This is a genomic window from Pararhodobacter sp. (genome assembly GCF_034676075.1).
GTDB lineage: Bacteria > Pseudomonadota > Alphaproteobacteria > Rhodobacterales > Rhodobacteraceae > Pararhodobacter.
Window position 1 is genome coordinate 1 of the sequence record NZ_JAUCCQ010000142.1, and the last position, 10,400, is coordinate 10,400.

The 10,400-nt window shown below is 68.0% G+C and carries 13 protein-coding genes and 1 tRNA gene; 5 read left to right on the plus strand and 9 right to left on the minus strand.

Features of this window, described 5'->3' with window-relative positions; genetic code table 11:
• Nucleotides 1–4 precede the first annotated feature (4 nt).
• The 3 genes from VDQ18_RS20970 to purE form a co-directional block, all read right to left on the minus strand.
• Nucleotides 5–976 (minus strand): quinone oxidoreductase, encoded by a 972-nt coding sequence (locus VDQ18_RS20970; RefSeq protein WP_323022819.1) that lies wholly within the window; start codon nt 974–976, stop codon nt 5–7.
• Nucleotides 977–1,039: 63 nt separating this feature from the next.
• The gene (locus VDQ18_RS20975; protein ID WP_323022820.1) at nt 1,040–2,110 is read right to left on the minus strand and encodes a 5-(carboxyamino)imidazole ribonucleotide synthase; all 1,071 of its coding nucleotides are present in this window, start codon (nt 2,108–2,110) and stop codon (nt 1,040–1,042) included.
• The gene (gene purE, locus VDQ18_RS20980) at nt 2,103–2,582 is read right to left on the minus strand and encodes a 5-(carboxyamino)imidazole ribonucleotide mutase (RefSeq protein ID WP_323022821.1); all 480 of its coding nucleotides are present in this window, start codon (nt 2,580–2,582) and stop codon (nt 2,103–2,105) included. Before purE ends, VDQ18_RS20975 begins: the two co-directional genes overlap by 8 nt.
• 110 nt (nt 2,583–2,692) lie before the next feature.
• On the opposite strand from purE, the gene VDQ18_RS20985 reads away from it, so the two are divergent.
• Nucleotides 2,693–3,790, plus strand: coding sequence for a class I SAM-dependent RNA methyltransferase (locus VDQ18_RS20985; protein ID WP_323022822.1), 1,098 nt, complete (start codon nt 2,693–2,695; stop codon nt 3,788–3,790).
• Between the two features lies 1 nt (nt 3,791).
• On the opposite strand, the gene VDQ18_RS20990 is transcribed toward VDQ18_RS20985, so the two are convergent.
• The 3 genes from VDQ18_RS20990 to VDQ18_RS21000 form a co-directional block, all read right to left on the minus strand.
• Nucleotides 3,792–4,331, minus strand: coding sequence for a hypothetical protein (locus VDQ18_RS20990; protein WP_323022823.1), 540 nt, complete (start codon nt 4,329–4,331; stop codon nt 3,792–3,794).
• Between the two features lie 137 nt (nt 4,332–4,468).
• Nucleotides 4,469–4,900 (minus strand): hypothetical protein, encoded by a 432-nt coding sequence (locus VDQ18_RS20995; RefSeq protein ID WP_323022824.1) that lies wholly within the window; start codon nt 4,898–4,900, stop codon nt 4,469–4,471.
• Nucleotides 4,897–5,115 (minus strand): YdcH family protein, encoded by a 219-nt coding sequence (locus tag VDQ18_RS21000; protein WP_107755126.1) that lies wholly within the window; start codon nt 5,113–5,115, stop codon nt 4,897–4,899. Before VDQ18_RS21000 ends, VDQ18_RS20995 begins: the two co-directional genes overlap by 4 nt.
• A 164-nt stretch (nt 5,116–5,279) precedes the next feature.
• On the opposite strand from VDQ18_RS21000, the gene VDQ18_RS21005 reads away from it, so the two are divergent.
• Both VDQ18_RS21005 and VDQ18_RS21010 read left to right on the plus strand, forming a co-directional pair.
• Nucleotides 5,280–5,693, plus strand: a complete 414-nt coding sequence (locus tag VDQ18_RS21005) for an Hsp20 family protein (RefSeq protein ID WP_323022825.1) — start codon at nt 5,280–5,282, stop codon at nt 5,691–5,693.
• 12 nt (nt 5,694–5,705) lie between these two features.
• A complete protein-coding gene (locus VDQ18_RS21010) occupies nt 5,706–5,927 on the plus strand; it encodes a DUF1150 family protein (RefSeq protein ID WP_323022826.1) in 222 nt (73 codons plus the stop codon).
• A 154-nt stretch (nt 5,928–6,081) separates the two neighbouring features.
• Here the strand turns inward: VDQ18_RS21010 and VDQ18_RS21015 are convergent.
• Nucleotides 6,082–6,156: transfer RNA gene (locus VDQ18_RS21015), tRNA-Phe, on the minus strand.
• A gap of 142 nt (nt 6,157–6,298) precedes the next feature.
• On the opposite strand from VDQ18_RS21015, the gene VDQ18_RS21020 reads away from it, so the two are divergent.
• Complete coding sequence (locus VDQ18_RS21020) at nt 6,299–7,216, plus strand: DMT family transporter (RefSeq protein WP_323022827.1); 918 nt, start codon at nt 6,299–6,301, stop codon at nt 7,214–7,216.
• A gap of 249 nt (nt 7,217–7,465) precedes the next feature.
• Complete coding sequence (locus tag VDQ18_RS21025; protein ID WP_323022828.1) at nt 7,466–8,218, plus strand: SDR family oxidoreductase; 753 nt, start codon at nt 7,466–7,468, stop codon at nt 8,216–8,218.
• Nucleotides 8,219–8,396: 178 nt separating this feature from the next.
• Here VDQ18_RS21025 and VDQ18_RS21030 read toward each other — a convergent pair whose 3' ends face one another.
• Together VDQ18_RS21030 and VDQ18_RS21035 are read right to left on the minus strand one after the other, a co-directional pair.
• Entirely contained in the window at nt 8,397–8,753 is a 357-nt protein-coding gene (locus tag VDQ18_RS21030; RefSeq protein ID WP_323022829.1) for a glyoxalase superfamily protein, read from the minus strand.
• Entirely contained in the window at nt 8,753–10,318 is a 1,566-nt protein-coding gene (locus VDQ18_RS21035) for a helicase HerA-like domain-containing protein (RefSeq protein WP_323022830.1), read from the minus strand. The genes VDQ18_RS21030 and VDQ18_RS21035 overlap by 1 nt, the downstream gene beginning before the upstream one ends.
• Nucleotides 10,319–10,400 lie beyond the last annotated feature (82 nt).

The window sequence follows — 10,400 nt, forward strand, 5'->3', positions numbered from 1 at the left end:
CTTCTCACACCGTGAGGATGGTCGATCCCGTGGTCTTGCGCGCCTCCAGCGCCTCATGCGCCGCGCGCACGTCTTCCAGCGGGAAGCGCTGGTCGATATGGATTGTCACATCCCCCGACAGCACCTTGTCGAAGAGGTGCCGGGCGATGGCCTGGCAATCCTCATGCGGGCCAATATGCGTGAACAGCGTCGGCCGCGTCACCTTCAGCGATTTCCCGGCCAGCGCCGCCAGCGTGAAGGCGGGCACGGGGCCCGAGGCGCTGCCGAACGAGATCATCATGCCCAAGGGCCTGAGGCTGTCGAGCGAGCCTTGCCAGGTCGAGGCGCCCACTGAATCCATCACCACATCGACGCCCTTGCCGCCGGTCAGCTCCATCACCCGCTTGGGGAAATCCTCGCTCGCGTAATTGATCGCGTGATCCGCCCCATTCGCCAGCGCCAGCTGGCACTTCGCGTCCGACCCGGCGGTTGCGATCAGCGTGATTCCCTCCGAGCGTGCCCATTGGCAGGCGATCAGGCCGACGCCCCCGGCGGCGGCATGGAACAGCACGGTGTCGCCCGCTTTCAGGGGCGTGGTGCGGTGGAACAGGTATTCCACCGTCATTCCCTTCAGCATCATCGCCGCGCCTTCCTCGAAGCTGATGCCCTCGGGCAGCGGGCAGACCTGCGCCGCGGGCATCACCCGCTCCTCGCAATAGGCGCCGGAGACCGCGGCGGCATAGGCGGCGCGGTCGCCCACTTTCAGATGGGTGACGCCTTCGCCCACCGCCTCGACGATCCCGGCCGCCTCGCGCCCCAGCGCGGCGGGCATGGTCATCGGGTAGAGGCCCGAGCGCTGATAGCAGTCAATGAAATTGAGCCCGATAGCCTTGTGCCGGATGCGGATCTCGCCCGGCCCGGGCTCGCCCACCGGCCGGTCCACCAATGTCAGGACCTCGGGCCCGCCATGGGCCTCGATGATGATTGTCTTCGCCATGAATTGCCTCCCTCTTTGCCCGGAAAGATGGCCGGGCCGGGGGATTGCGGCAAGGGGAAAGGATTAGCCCCGGGTGATCCGGTTCACATGGCCCATCTTGCGGCCGGGACGCGGTGCGCCCTTGCCATAGAGGTGGATCTGCACATCGGCGGCTTTCGCCAGCGCGGGCACCTTCGCCACATCGTCGCCGATCAGGTTCTCCATCACCACATCGGCATAGCGCTGGCCATTGCCCAGCGGCCAGCCCGCCACGGCGCGGATATGCTGCTCGAACTGGTCGACGGTGCAGCCCGCCTGCGTCCAGTGGCCCGAATTATGCACCCGCGGCGCGATCTCGTTGACCACCAGGCCCTTGGGCGTCACGAACAGCTCCACCCCCATGACGCCGACATAATCGAGCGCGTTCAGGATCTTGCCTGCCAGCAGGATCGCGTCCATGTGCTGCCCCGGCGCCAGACGCGCGGGGACGGTGGTGGTGCGCAGGATGCCCGCCTCGTGCACGTTCTCGCCCGGGTCGAAGCAGGCGACCTCGCCCGTCACGCCCCGCGCGGCGATGACCGAGACTTCATGCGTGAACTGCACGAAGCCTTCCAGGATCGCCTCCGCCCCGCCCATTTCGGCATAGGCCCCGGCCGCGTCCCCGGGCCCCTTCAGCCGCGCCTGTCCCTTGCCGTCATAGCCCAGACGGCGGGTTTTCAGGATGCCCTGCGGCCCGATCTCGGCAATCGCCGCCTCCAGCGCCGCCAGCGTCGGCACGTCGCGGTAAGGCGCGGTGGTCAGGCCCAGCCCGGTCAGGAAGTCCTTCTCCGTCAGCCGGTCCTGCGACACGGCCAGCGCCCGGCGATTGGGGCGCACGGGGCAGAGCGATTCCAGCAGGTCCAGCGTCGCCGCCGGGATGTTTTCGAATTCATAGGTGATGACATCGACCGAGCCCGCGAAGGCGCGCAAGGCGGCTTCATCGTCCCAGGCGGCGGTCGTCACCTTCTCGGCGACATGGCCCGCGGGCGGTTCCGCGCCCGGGTCGTAGACATGCGTCCGCAGCCCCAGCCGCGAGGCGGCGACCGACAGCATCCGCCCCAGCTGCCCGCCGCCCAGAATGCCGATGGCCGCGCCCGGTTGCAGCGCCTCATTCATCGGCGGGCTCCTCGGCGATCGAGGCGCTGAGCGCCTCGCGCCAGGCATCGACCCTTGCGGCCAGCGCCGGGTCGTTCACCGCCAGCATCTGCGCCGCCATCAGCCCGGCATTGGCGCCGCCGCCGATGGCCATGGTCGCGACCGGAAAACCCTTCGGCATCTGGACGATGGAATAAAGGCTGTCGACGCCCGACAGCGCGCGCGTCTGGATCGGCACGCCCACCACCGGCACCCGGGTTTTCGAGGCCATCATGCCCGGCAGATGCGCCGCACCCCCGGCACCGGCGATGATCACTTTCAACCCGCGCTCGACGGCCGTCTTGCCATAGGCCCACAGCCGGTCCGGCGTGCGGTGGGCGCTGACGATCTTCGCCTCGTAGCTGATCCCCAGCTCGTCGAGGATCGCCGCCGCCTCGCGCATCGTCGGCCAATCCGACTGGCTGCCCATGATGATTCCGACGTCGACGGCCATCTGCCCCTCCGGGTTGCTTGCGCGCGCCCTAGCATGGACCAGACCCGATGCAAAGACGGGCCTGATGCAAAGACCCTCGCGGCGCGCGGGCTTTGCGGCTATGGGGGGGCATGATCGACAGCTTCTTCCTCGTCGCCGCCCCCGGGCTGGATGCCATTCTCGCCGACGAGGCGCGGGCGGCGGGTTTTCAGGGCGTCAGCGTCGTCCCCGGCGGGGTGACGGTGGCGGGCGGCTGGCCCGAGGTCTGGCGCGCCAATCTGGAACTGCGCGGCGCCACCCGCGTCCTGGCGCGGATCGCCGAGTTCCGGGCGATGCACCTCGCGCAGCTCGACAAGCGGTCGCGCAAGGTCGATTGGGCGGGCCTGCTGCGCCCCGATGTGCCGGTGCGGGTCGAGGCCACCTGCCACAAATCCAAGATCTACCACCACAAGGCCGCCGCCCAGCGCGTCGAAACCGCGATCCGCGAGACGGTCGGCGCTGCGACGGCCGCCGATGCGCCGCTGACGGTCAAGGTGCGGATCGAGGACGACCTCTGCACCATCAGCCTCGATACCTCGGGCGAATCGCTGCACAAGCGGGGGCACAAGCAGTTCACCGGCAAGGCGCCGATGCGCGAGACGCTGGCGGCGCTGATCCTGCTGCAGATGGGCTTCGACGGGACGCAGACGCTGGTAGATCCGATGTGCGGCTCGGGCACCTTCATCCTCGAAGCGGCCGAGATCGCCGCCGGGCTGCAACCGGGCCGGGACCGTGCCTTCGCCTTCCAGAATCTCAAGACCTTCGACGCCAAGGCCTTCGCCGAGCTGAAGAAAACCCCCGCCACCACGCCCGCGCTGCGTTTCTTCGGCTCGGACCGCGATCAGGGGGCGGTGCAGGGCGCCACGGCCAACGCCACCCGGGCGGGGGTCGTCGGCTGGTGCCAGTTCGACCGCAAGCCGGTCAGTGACCTGATCCCGCCTGAGGGGCTGCCCCCCGGCCTGATCGTCGTCAACCCGCCCTGGGGCGCGCGGATCGGCGACCGGAAACTGCTGTTCGCGCTGTATGGCGCGCTGGGCAAGACGCTGGCCGAGCGGTTCCGGGGCTGGAAACTGGGCCTCGTGTCGCCCGACGCCGGGCTGGTGAAGGCCGCGGGGCTCAGCCTCACCGCCACCGAGCCCGCCATCGACATGGGCGGCACCCGGGTCACCCTCTGGCAGGGAAGTCTCTGAATTATTTGCCCGCGGGCGCCCCGGCGGCATCGGCTGGCAGATCCCCGATGTTGACGCAATCGCCCAGGAAGGCGTGCAGCGGCGCGCCGATCCCGTCCAGCGGCAGGGTTTCCGGCGCGCGGTCGTTCACGCGGTAGGTCAGGACGCCGCCGCGGCTGAGTTCGGCCCAGAAGGGATCGCTCAGTTCCAGCGCCAGCGAGACGCCCCAGATCCCTTCCTCGTGGCGAAAGACACTGCCCTGCTCGACGAAGTCCCGCCCGCCCGCGTTCAGCGCCACCGTGGCGCTGGCCTCATCCACCAGCCCCTCGACATCGGCGCCCAGATCGACCGCGGCATAGATCCAGTTCGCCCCGATGGCGCAGGTCATCGAAGCCCGCATCGCGTCGGTTTCGGGGATGCCGTAGACGAGGCCCAGATAGGTATCGAGGGGGTTCTCCGCCACATAGCGGTTGTAGATCCACTGCAAGTCCTCCTCCTGCGCCGCGGCAGAGAGGGGCAGAAGGGCGGCGAGGGCGCAGGGAAGGAAGAAGGCGCGCGTCATGGGAAATCTCCGAGGGCTGAAAGGCGGTCTTGAACGGACAGGCACCGCGCCCAATCCGCGCGGTCGGTGCCATCCTGCGCCGGTTCGCCGGTTCCCGCCAGTGTTTCGGCCGCCGCGCACCGGCTTGTGAGCGTGGCTCAGCCCCGGCAGTCGGTCAGGAAACCGGCGCCCGGCGCGGCGAAATCCGTCAGCGGCAGGGTCCAGCGCGCCAGCCCCGGCAGCGTGACGGCCAGCGCCGGGGCCGAAAGCAGCGCCGGCCAGAACAGGTCGTCGGCGGCCATCTCGGCCCGGATCCCGTCGAAGCCATCGTCCCGCACCACCATCGCCGGAACCTCCCACGTGCGGGCGCCCGCGCCCAGCGTCGCGGTCAGCGCCGCCCCCGGCGCATGGGCACTGGCCGCGCGTGCCAGCCACAGCTCGACCTGCCCGGACCCCTCGTCGCAGAGAAAGGCGCTGCCCGCCGCGTCGAGGCGCAGCAGGGTGCCGCCCGCCACCGGCAGCCGCGCCAGCGTCCAGCCCTGCGCCGGAAGCGGCAGGGCCAGCAGCAGCGCCAGGGCCAGCGGCCTCATGCGATGATGTCGGGGGTCAGCTCATCCTCGATGCGCTGGATCAGATCCTTCAGCGACAATTTGCGCTTTTTCAGGCGCTTCATCGCCAGCTCGTCGCCGGTGCCGCGGTCGTGCATCGCCGCGATCGCCTCGTCGAGGTCCCGGTGCTCGCGCCGGAGCACCTCGAGCCGGACGCGCAGCACCTCTTCATGGCTCAATTCGGTGGGGGCATTCATGGCTGCGACTCGATCCTGTTCCCCCCGACAATAGCGGCTTTCTGCCGTGCAAGCAAAGCCTTCGCGGCTCTTGCAGGGGAGCGCGGGCATGCCCATATCTTGGGGCGAGCCCGGTTTGCCGCCTGCGGGAACCGGGACCTATGTCGCTGCATCAGGACAGACCCATGACCAAATTCGCCTTCCCCTCGCATCCCCTGCTTCTGGGCTTCGAGCCGCTGGAGCGGCTGGTCGAACGCACCGCCCGCGCCGGGGCCGAGGGGTATCCGCCCTTCAACATCGAACTGGTCGAACCCAACCGTTTCGTCGTCACCCTGGCCGTCGCGGGTTTCGGCCCCGACGACATCGCCATCACGCTGGAAGACCGGCAATTGGTGATCCGCGGCCAGCAGGACGATCCGGGCGCCGAGCGGGTTTTCCTGCATCGCGGCATCGCCACGCGCCAGTTCCGCCGCGTCTTCGCGCTGGCCGAAGGGGTCGAAGTGTCGGGCGCAAGGCTCGACAACGGGCTTCTCGAGGTTACCCTTGAGAGACGCGAGCCCGAGACCGTGGTGCGCAACATTCCCATCACCCGCGGCTGACAGGAGGCACAGATGCAAACCCCCTATCCTTTCGTCCCGGACGGCAAGATCGCCTATATCCGCCAGATCGACGTGGCGACTCTGCCGCAGGACATCCGCGCCCAGGTTCCCTCGGGGACCGAGGTCTGGGGCGTCCATAACCACGAGGGCGAATGCCTGGCCCTGACCCAGGACCGCCGCACCGCCTTCTTCGTCGCGCGCGAGAATGACCTGGAGCCGGTCAGCGCCCATTGACGCCGGCCAGCAAGCCACCCCGACGGCCGCCGCCCCGACAGGGCGTTGCGGCCGTTGCGGTTTTCAGGCGGCATGAGGGCCCACACGGGCCGCAGCCGCGGAAACCAGGCGCAAAAGCGCCTCTACCGCCATCAATTTCCGAAGGGGGAGGAGATGGTGCCCAGGGGCGGAATCGAACCACCGACACGAGGATTTTCAATCCACTGCTCTACCCCTGAGCTACCCGGGCACCGGGGAAAGCATCGCTTTCGGGTGAGCGTGTCCTACGTCACGCCGCGAGCGGTGTCCAGAGGGAAATTCACGCCTTTCCGTGCCTTGCTCCTGCCCTCCGCCGATGGGATACTGCACCTGTTCAGAACCGAGGCGCCCCCATGCGACCGATCCGCGGCATCGTCTTCAAGCTGATCTCGGTCACGCTGTTCATCGTCATGTCCAGCCTGGTGAAATCGCTCTCGGACAGCATCCCTCCGGGCGAGACGGTCTTCTTCCGCTCGCTCTTTGCCATCCCGGTGATCCTCGCCTGGCTGGCCTTCCGGGGCGAGCTGCGCACCGGGCTCAAGGTCTCCAAACCGCTGGGACATCTGTGGCGCGGCATGGTCGGGACCATGGCCATGGGCATGGGATTCGCGGCCCTCGCCTTCCTGCCTTTGCCCGAGGTCACCGCCATCGGCTATGCCGCGCCGCTCCTCGTGGTGATCTTCGCCTCGATGTTTCTGGGCGAGGAGGTGCGGCTCTTCCGCCTGACCGCAGTCTTCGCCGGGCTCGCCGGGGTGATGATCGTCCTCTCGCCGCGCCTGACGCTGGGCAGCGACGTGGGCACGGCCGAGGCTCTGGGCGCCATGTTCGCGCTGACCGGCGCGGTCTGCGCGGCGCTGGCGCAGGTGACGGTCCGGCGGCTGGTGATGACCGAAGAGACCTCGGCCATCGTCTTCTGGTTCTCGATCACCGCCACCGGCCTCGCGCTTTTCACGCTGCCCTTCGGCTGGGCCCTGCCGACCCCGGCCGAGGCGGGGATCCTGATCCTGACCGGGCTGATCGGCGGGGTCGGGCAGATCTTCCTGACCTCCAGCTACCGCGAAGCCGACGCCTCGCTGATCGCCCCTTTCGACTATGCCTCGATGCTGCTGGCTCTGGCGATCGGCTACTGGGTGTTTGGCGAGGTTCCGACCGGCACCATGCTGATCGGCGCGGCGATCGTGGTTTCGGCCGGGATCCTGATCATCTGGCGCGAGCGGCAGCTGGGTCTGGAACGGGCCAAGCAGCGCAAGGCGATGACGCCGCAGGGGTAGGGGAGGCGGGTTTCGGCCCTGAACGGTTGGTCAGCCACGGCTCATGATGCTGCAACGCGGCCTGTCGAAGCTGCCATTCACGACGAGCGCAGCGGACAGCTGCAAAGAGCGCAACCTCCGGAAAACCGCACCATAAATCGAATGACTGATGTCGCCCCTCGAACGAGGGCGTTTGCGCAAGAAGCGGGTCGAGCGACCAGCAAGGCATTGCTTAAGCAGTCTCAGGTACATCATCAGACGGAGACAAAAATGCTTCTTGAAGGAAAGACGATCATCATTACCGGCGCAAGCAGCGGCATCGGAGCCGCGGCTGCAAAGCTCTTCGCGGCGGAGGGCGCAAGACTTGTCCTCGGTGCGCGCCGTGCTGAGCTGCTTGAGGCGATCGTCAACGAGATTTCGGCTGACGGTGGCGAAGCGGATTTCATCGCCGGAGACGTTGAGGAAAACGGGTATGCAGAAGCGCTGGTGCAACGTGCGGAAGAGCGCTTCGGTGGTCTTGATGGTGCGTTCAACAATGCGGGCACAACAGGAGACATCGGACCGGTCCCCGGTATGGATGAGAGCAACTGGCACAAAGTGATGGCGGTGAATCTCAACAGCGGATTCTATGCGGCAAAGCATCAGATACCGGCAATGCGCAAACGCGGCGGCGGCTCGATTGTCTTCACGTCCTCCTTTGTCGGGCATACGATCGGGCTGCCCGGCATGGCCGCCTATGCAGCGGCAAAGGCGGGCCTGATCGGCATGACTCAGGTCCTGGCGGCGGAACATGGGCCCGAGAACATCCGCGTCAACGCGCTCCTGCCTGGAGGCACCATGACGCCGATGGCTGGTGAGGATGCCGGTTATCATGAGATCGTGCGGGGTTTCCACGCGCTGAAGCGCATGGCTGAGCCGTCCGAGATTGCGCGGGCCGCTCTCTTCCTTCTGTCCGACCATGGGTCCTTCGTTACCGGGACCGCGTTGCTCGCGGACGGTGGAAATTCGATCAACAAACTCTGAGGCACGCGAAGCGGACAATGGCCTGTCAAATGCCAGCGTCCGCTTCGTTCGATGAGCCGTCATCAGCACTCGTGGCGGCGAACGGCCGCTCTGGCCAGCATCTCCCCCCAAAGGTCTCGCCAGCGCAGCGAAGGTCTGCTCTCCGCCCCACACCGCCCGCTCATTCAGTGACAGCCCCTCACCCCTCCGACCAGAACACCAACCTGTTCCCGAACGGATCGCTCACCGCCATGTCGCGCGAGCCCCAGGGTTGGGCCTGAACCCCCGGCCGGGCATTGGCATAGCCCTTGGCGTTCAGCGCGGCGCAGAACGCGTCCACATCCGGCACCTCGATCCTCAGCGCAGCCCCCGGCGAGGCATCGCCGAAATGCTCGGACAGGTGCAGCACGCACTCGCCCTGCCTGAGCCCCATGTAAAGCGGCAGCCCCGGCTCGAACCGATGCTCGAAGACCACCGCGAAGCCCAGGAAATCGACGTAGAATTCCCGCGCCCGGGCCTCGTCGAAACTGCGCAGGATCGGGACCGGCGGCCGCATCACCGGCCCCGGAACAAGCCGCCCAGCACGCCCCGGACGATGGCGCTGCCCGCCCGCGTGCCGATGGAGCGGGCGACGGATTTGGTGAACGCGTCCATCACCGTATCCGACCGCGACGAGCGGCTGCGCGATGTCGTGGACCGCCGGCGCGGCGCCTCGTCCTCCTCCTCGACCCGGCGCGACCGCGAGGATCCGCCCGGCGAATAGCGCCGCCCGCGCGAATGCTCTTCCTCGCCGCGGTCCCGGTCGAAGCGTTCCGCCTCGCGCGCCGCCTGGTCGGCCCGCCGCGCCAGCATCTCATGCGCCGAATCGCGGTCCACCGCGGTGTCGTATTTCCCGGCCAGTGGCGAGGACACGATCACCTGCCGCCGGATCGCCTCGTCGCAGGGGCCCATGGCGCTGGCGGGCGGACGGATCAGCGTGCGTTCGACCACGCCGGGCACGCCCTTGGCCTCCAGGAACGAGGTCACGGCCTCGCCCACGCCGACCTCGCGGATCGCGGCCTCGGTATCGAAGCGGGGGTTCGGGCGATAGGTCTGGGCGGCGCGGCGCAGGGCCTGCTGGTCGCGGGCGGTGAAGGCGCGGAGCGCGTGCTGGACGCGGTTGCCCAGCTGCCCCAGCACATCCTCGGGCACGTCATCGGGGTTCTGGGTGATGAAATAGACGCCGACGCCCTTCGAACGGATCAGCCGCGCCACCTGCTGCACCTTGTCGACCAGCGCCTTGGGCGCCCCGTCGAACAGTAGATGCGCCTCGTCGAAGAAGAACACCAACTTGGGCTTCTCGACATCGCCCACCTCGGGCAATTCCTCGAAGAGCTCGGACATCAGCCACAGCATGAAGGTCGCATAGAGGCGCGGCGTCTCCATCAGCCGCGCGGCATGCAGGATGTTGACCCGGCCCTGACCCTGCGGCGTGGTCAGCATCAGATCCTTGATGTCCAGCGCCGGCTCGCCGAAGAAATTCGCCGCCCCCTGGTTTTCCAGCACCAGCAGCCGCCGCTGGATCGCCCCGATCGAGGCGGTGGTGACATTGCCGTACCGCGCCGACATCTCCTCGCGGTTCTCGGCGAGGAACTGCAGGATCGCCCGCAGGTCGGCCAGATCGAGGATCGGCCAGCCCTGTTCGTCCGACAGCCGGAAGGCAACGTTGATGACCCCCTCCTGCGCTTCGGTCAGCTCCAGGATCCGCGACAGCAGCAAGGGCCCCATCTCGGCCATGGTGGTCCGCACCGGATGGCCGAACTGGCCGAAGAGGTCCCAGAACACCACCGGCATCGCTGCATAGCTCAGCGCGCCCAGCCCGATCTGATCGGCGCGGCGCTGGAAGCTGTCCTTCGGCGTCCCCGGCACCGCCATGCCGCCCACGTCGCCCTTGATATCGGTCAGGAACACCGGCACGCCCGCCCGGCTGAATTCCTCGGCCATGATCTGCATGGTGATGGTCTTGCCGGTGCCCGTGGCGCCGGCGATCAGCCCGTGGCGGTTGCCGTATTTCAGCAGCAGTTCCTCGGGCTCCGCATAGCCCTCGCCGCCGCCACCGATGAAGATGCTGTCCTGCGCCATGCCACCCGTCCCGGGGCCGCGCCCCTTCATTCTGCCTTCAATACGCTGCGGGGGTGCGGGGGTGCAAAACCCCCGCTTCCGC

Excerpts from the sequence above, each read along its gene's own strand:
- VDQ18_RS21035 (WP_323022830.1), bottom strand. The coding sequence starts at position 10,318 with ATGGCGCAGGACAGCATCTTCATCGGTGGCGGCGGCGAGGGCTATGCG.
- VDQ18_RS21030 (WP_323022829.1), bottom strand. The coding sequence starts at position 8,753 with ATGCGGCCGCCGGTCCCGATCCTGCGCAGTTTCGACGAGGCCCGGGCG.
- VDQ18_RS21000 (WP_107755126.1), bottom strand. The coding sequence starts at position 5,115 with ATGAATGCCCCCACCGAATTGAGCCATGAAGAGGTGCTGCGCGTCCGG.
- VDQ18_RS20985 (WP_323022822.1), top strand. The coding sequence starts at position 2,693 with ATGATCGACAGCTTCTTCCTCGTCGCCGCCCCCGGGCTGGATGCCATT.
- VDQ18_RS21020 (WP_323022827.1), top strand. The coding sequence starts at position 6,299 with ATGCGACCGATCCGCGGCATCGTCTTCAAGCTGATCTCGGTCACGCTG.
- VDQ18_RS20975 (WP_323022820.1), bottom strand. The coding sequence starts at position 2,110 with ATGAATGAGGCGCTGCAACCGGGCGCGGCCATCGGCATTCTGGGCGGC.
- VDQ18_RS20970 (WP_323022819.1), bottom strand. The coding sequence starts at position 976 with ATGGCGAAGACAATCATCATCGAGGCCCATGGCGGGCCCGAGGTCCTG.
- VDQ18_RS21025 (WP_323022828.1), top strand. The coding sequence starts at position 7,466 with ATGCTTCTTGAAGGAAAGACGATCATCATTACCGGCGCAAGCAGCGGC.
- VDQ18_RS20990 (WP_323022823.1), bottom strand. The coding sequence starts at position 4,331 with ATGACGCGCGCCTTCTTCCTTCCCTGCGCCCTCGCCGCCCTTCTGCCC.
- VDQ18_RS21010 (WP_323022826.1), top strand. The coding sequence starts at position 5,706 with ATGCAAACCCCCTATCCTTTCGTCCCGGACGGCAAGATCGCCTATATC.
- VDQ18_RS20995 (WP_323022824.1), bottom strand. The coding sequence starts at position 4,900 with ATGAGGCCGCTGGCCCTGGCGCTGCTGCTGGCCCTGCCGCTTCCGGCG.
- purE (WP_323022821.1), bottom strand. The coding sequence starts at position 2,582 with ATGGCCGTCGACGTCGGAATCATCATGGGCAGCCAGTCGGATTGGCCG.
- VDQ18_RS21005 (WP_323022825.1), top strand. The coding sequence starts at position 5,280 with ATGACCAAATTCGCCTTCCCCTCGCATCCCCTGCTTCTGGGCTTCGAG.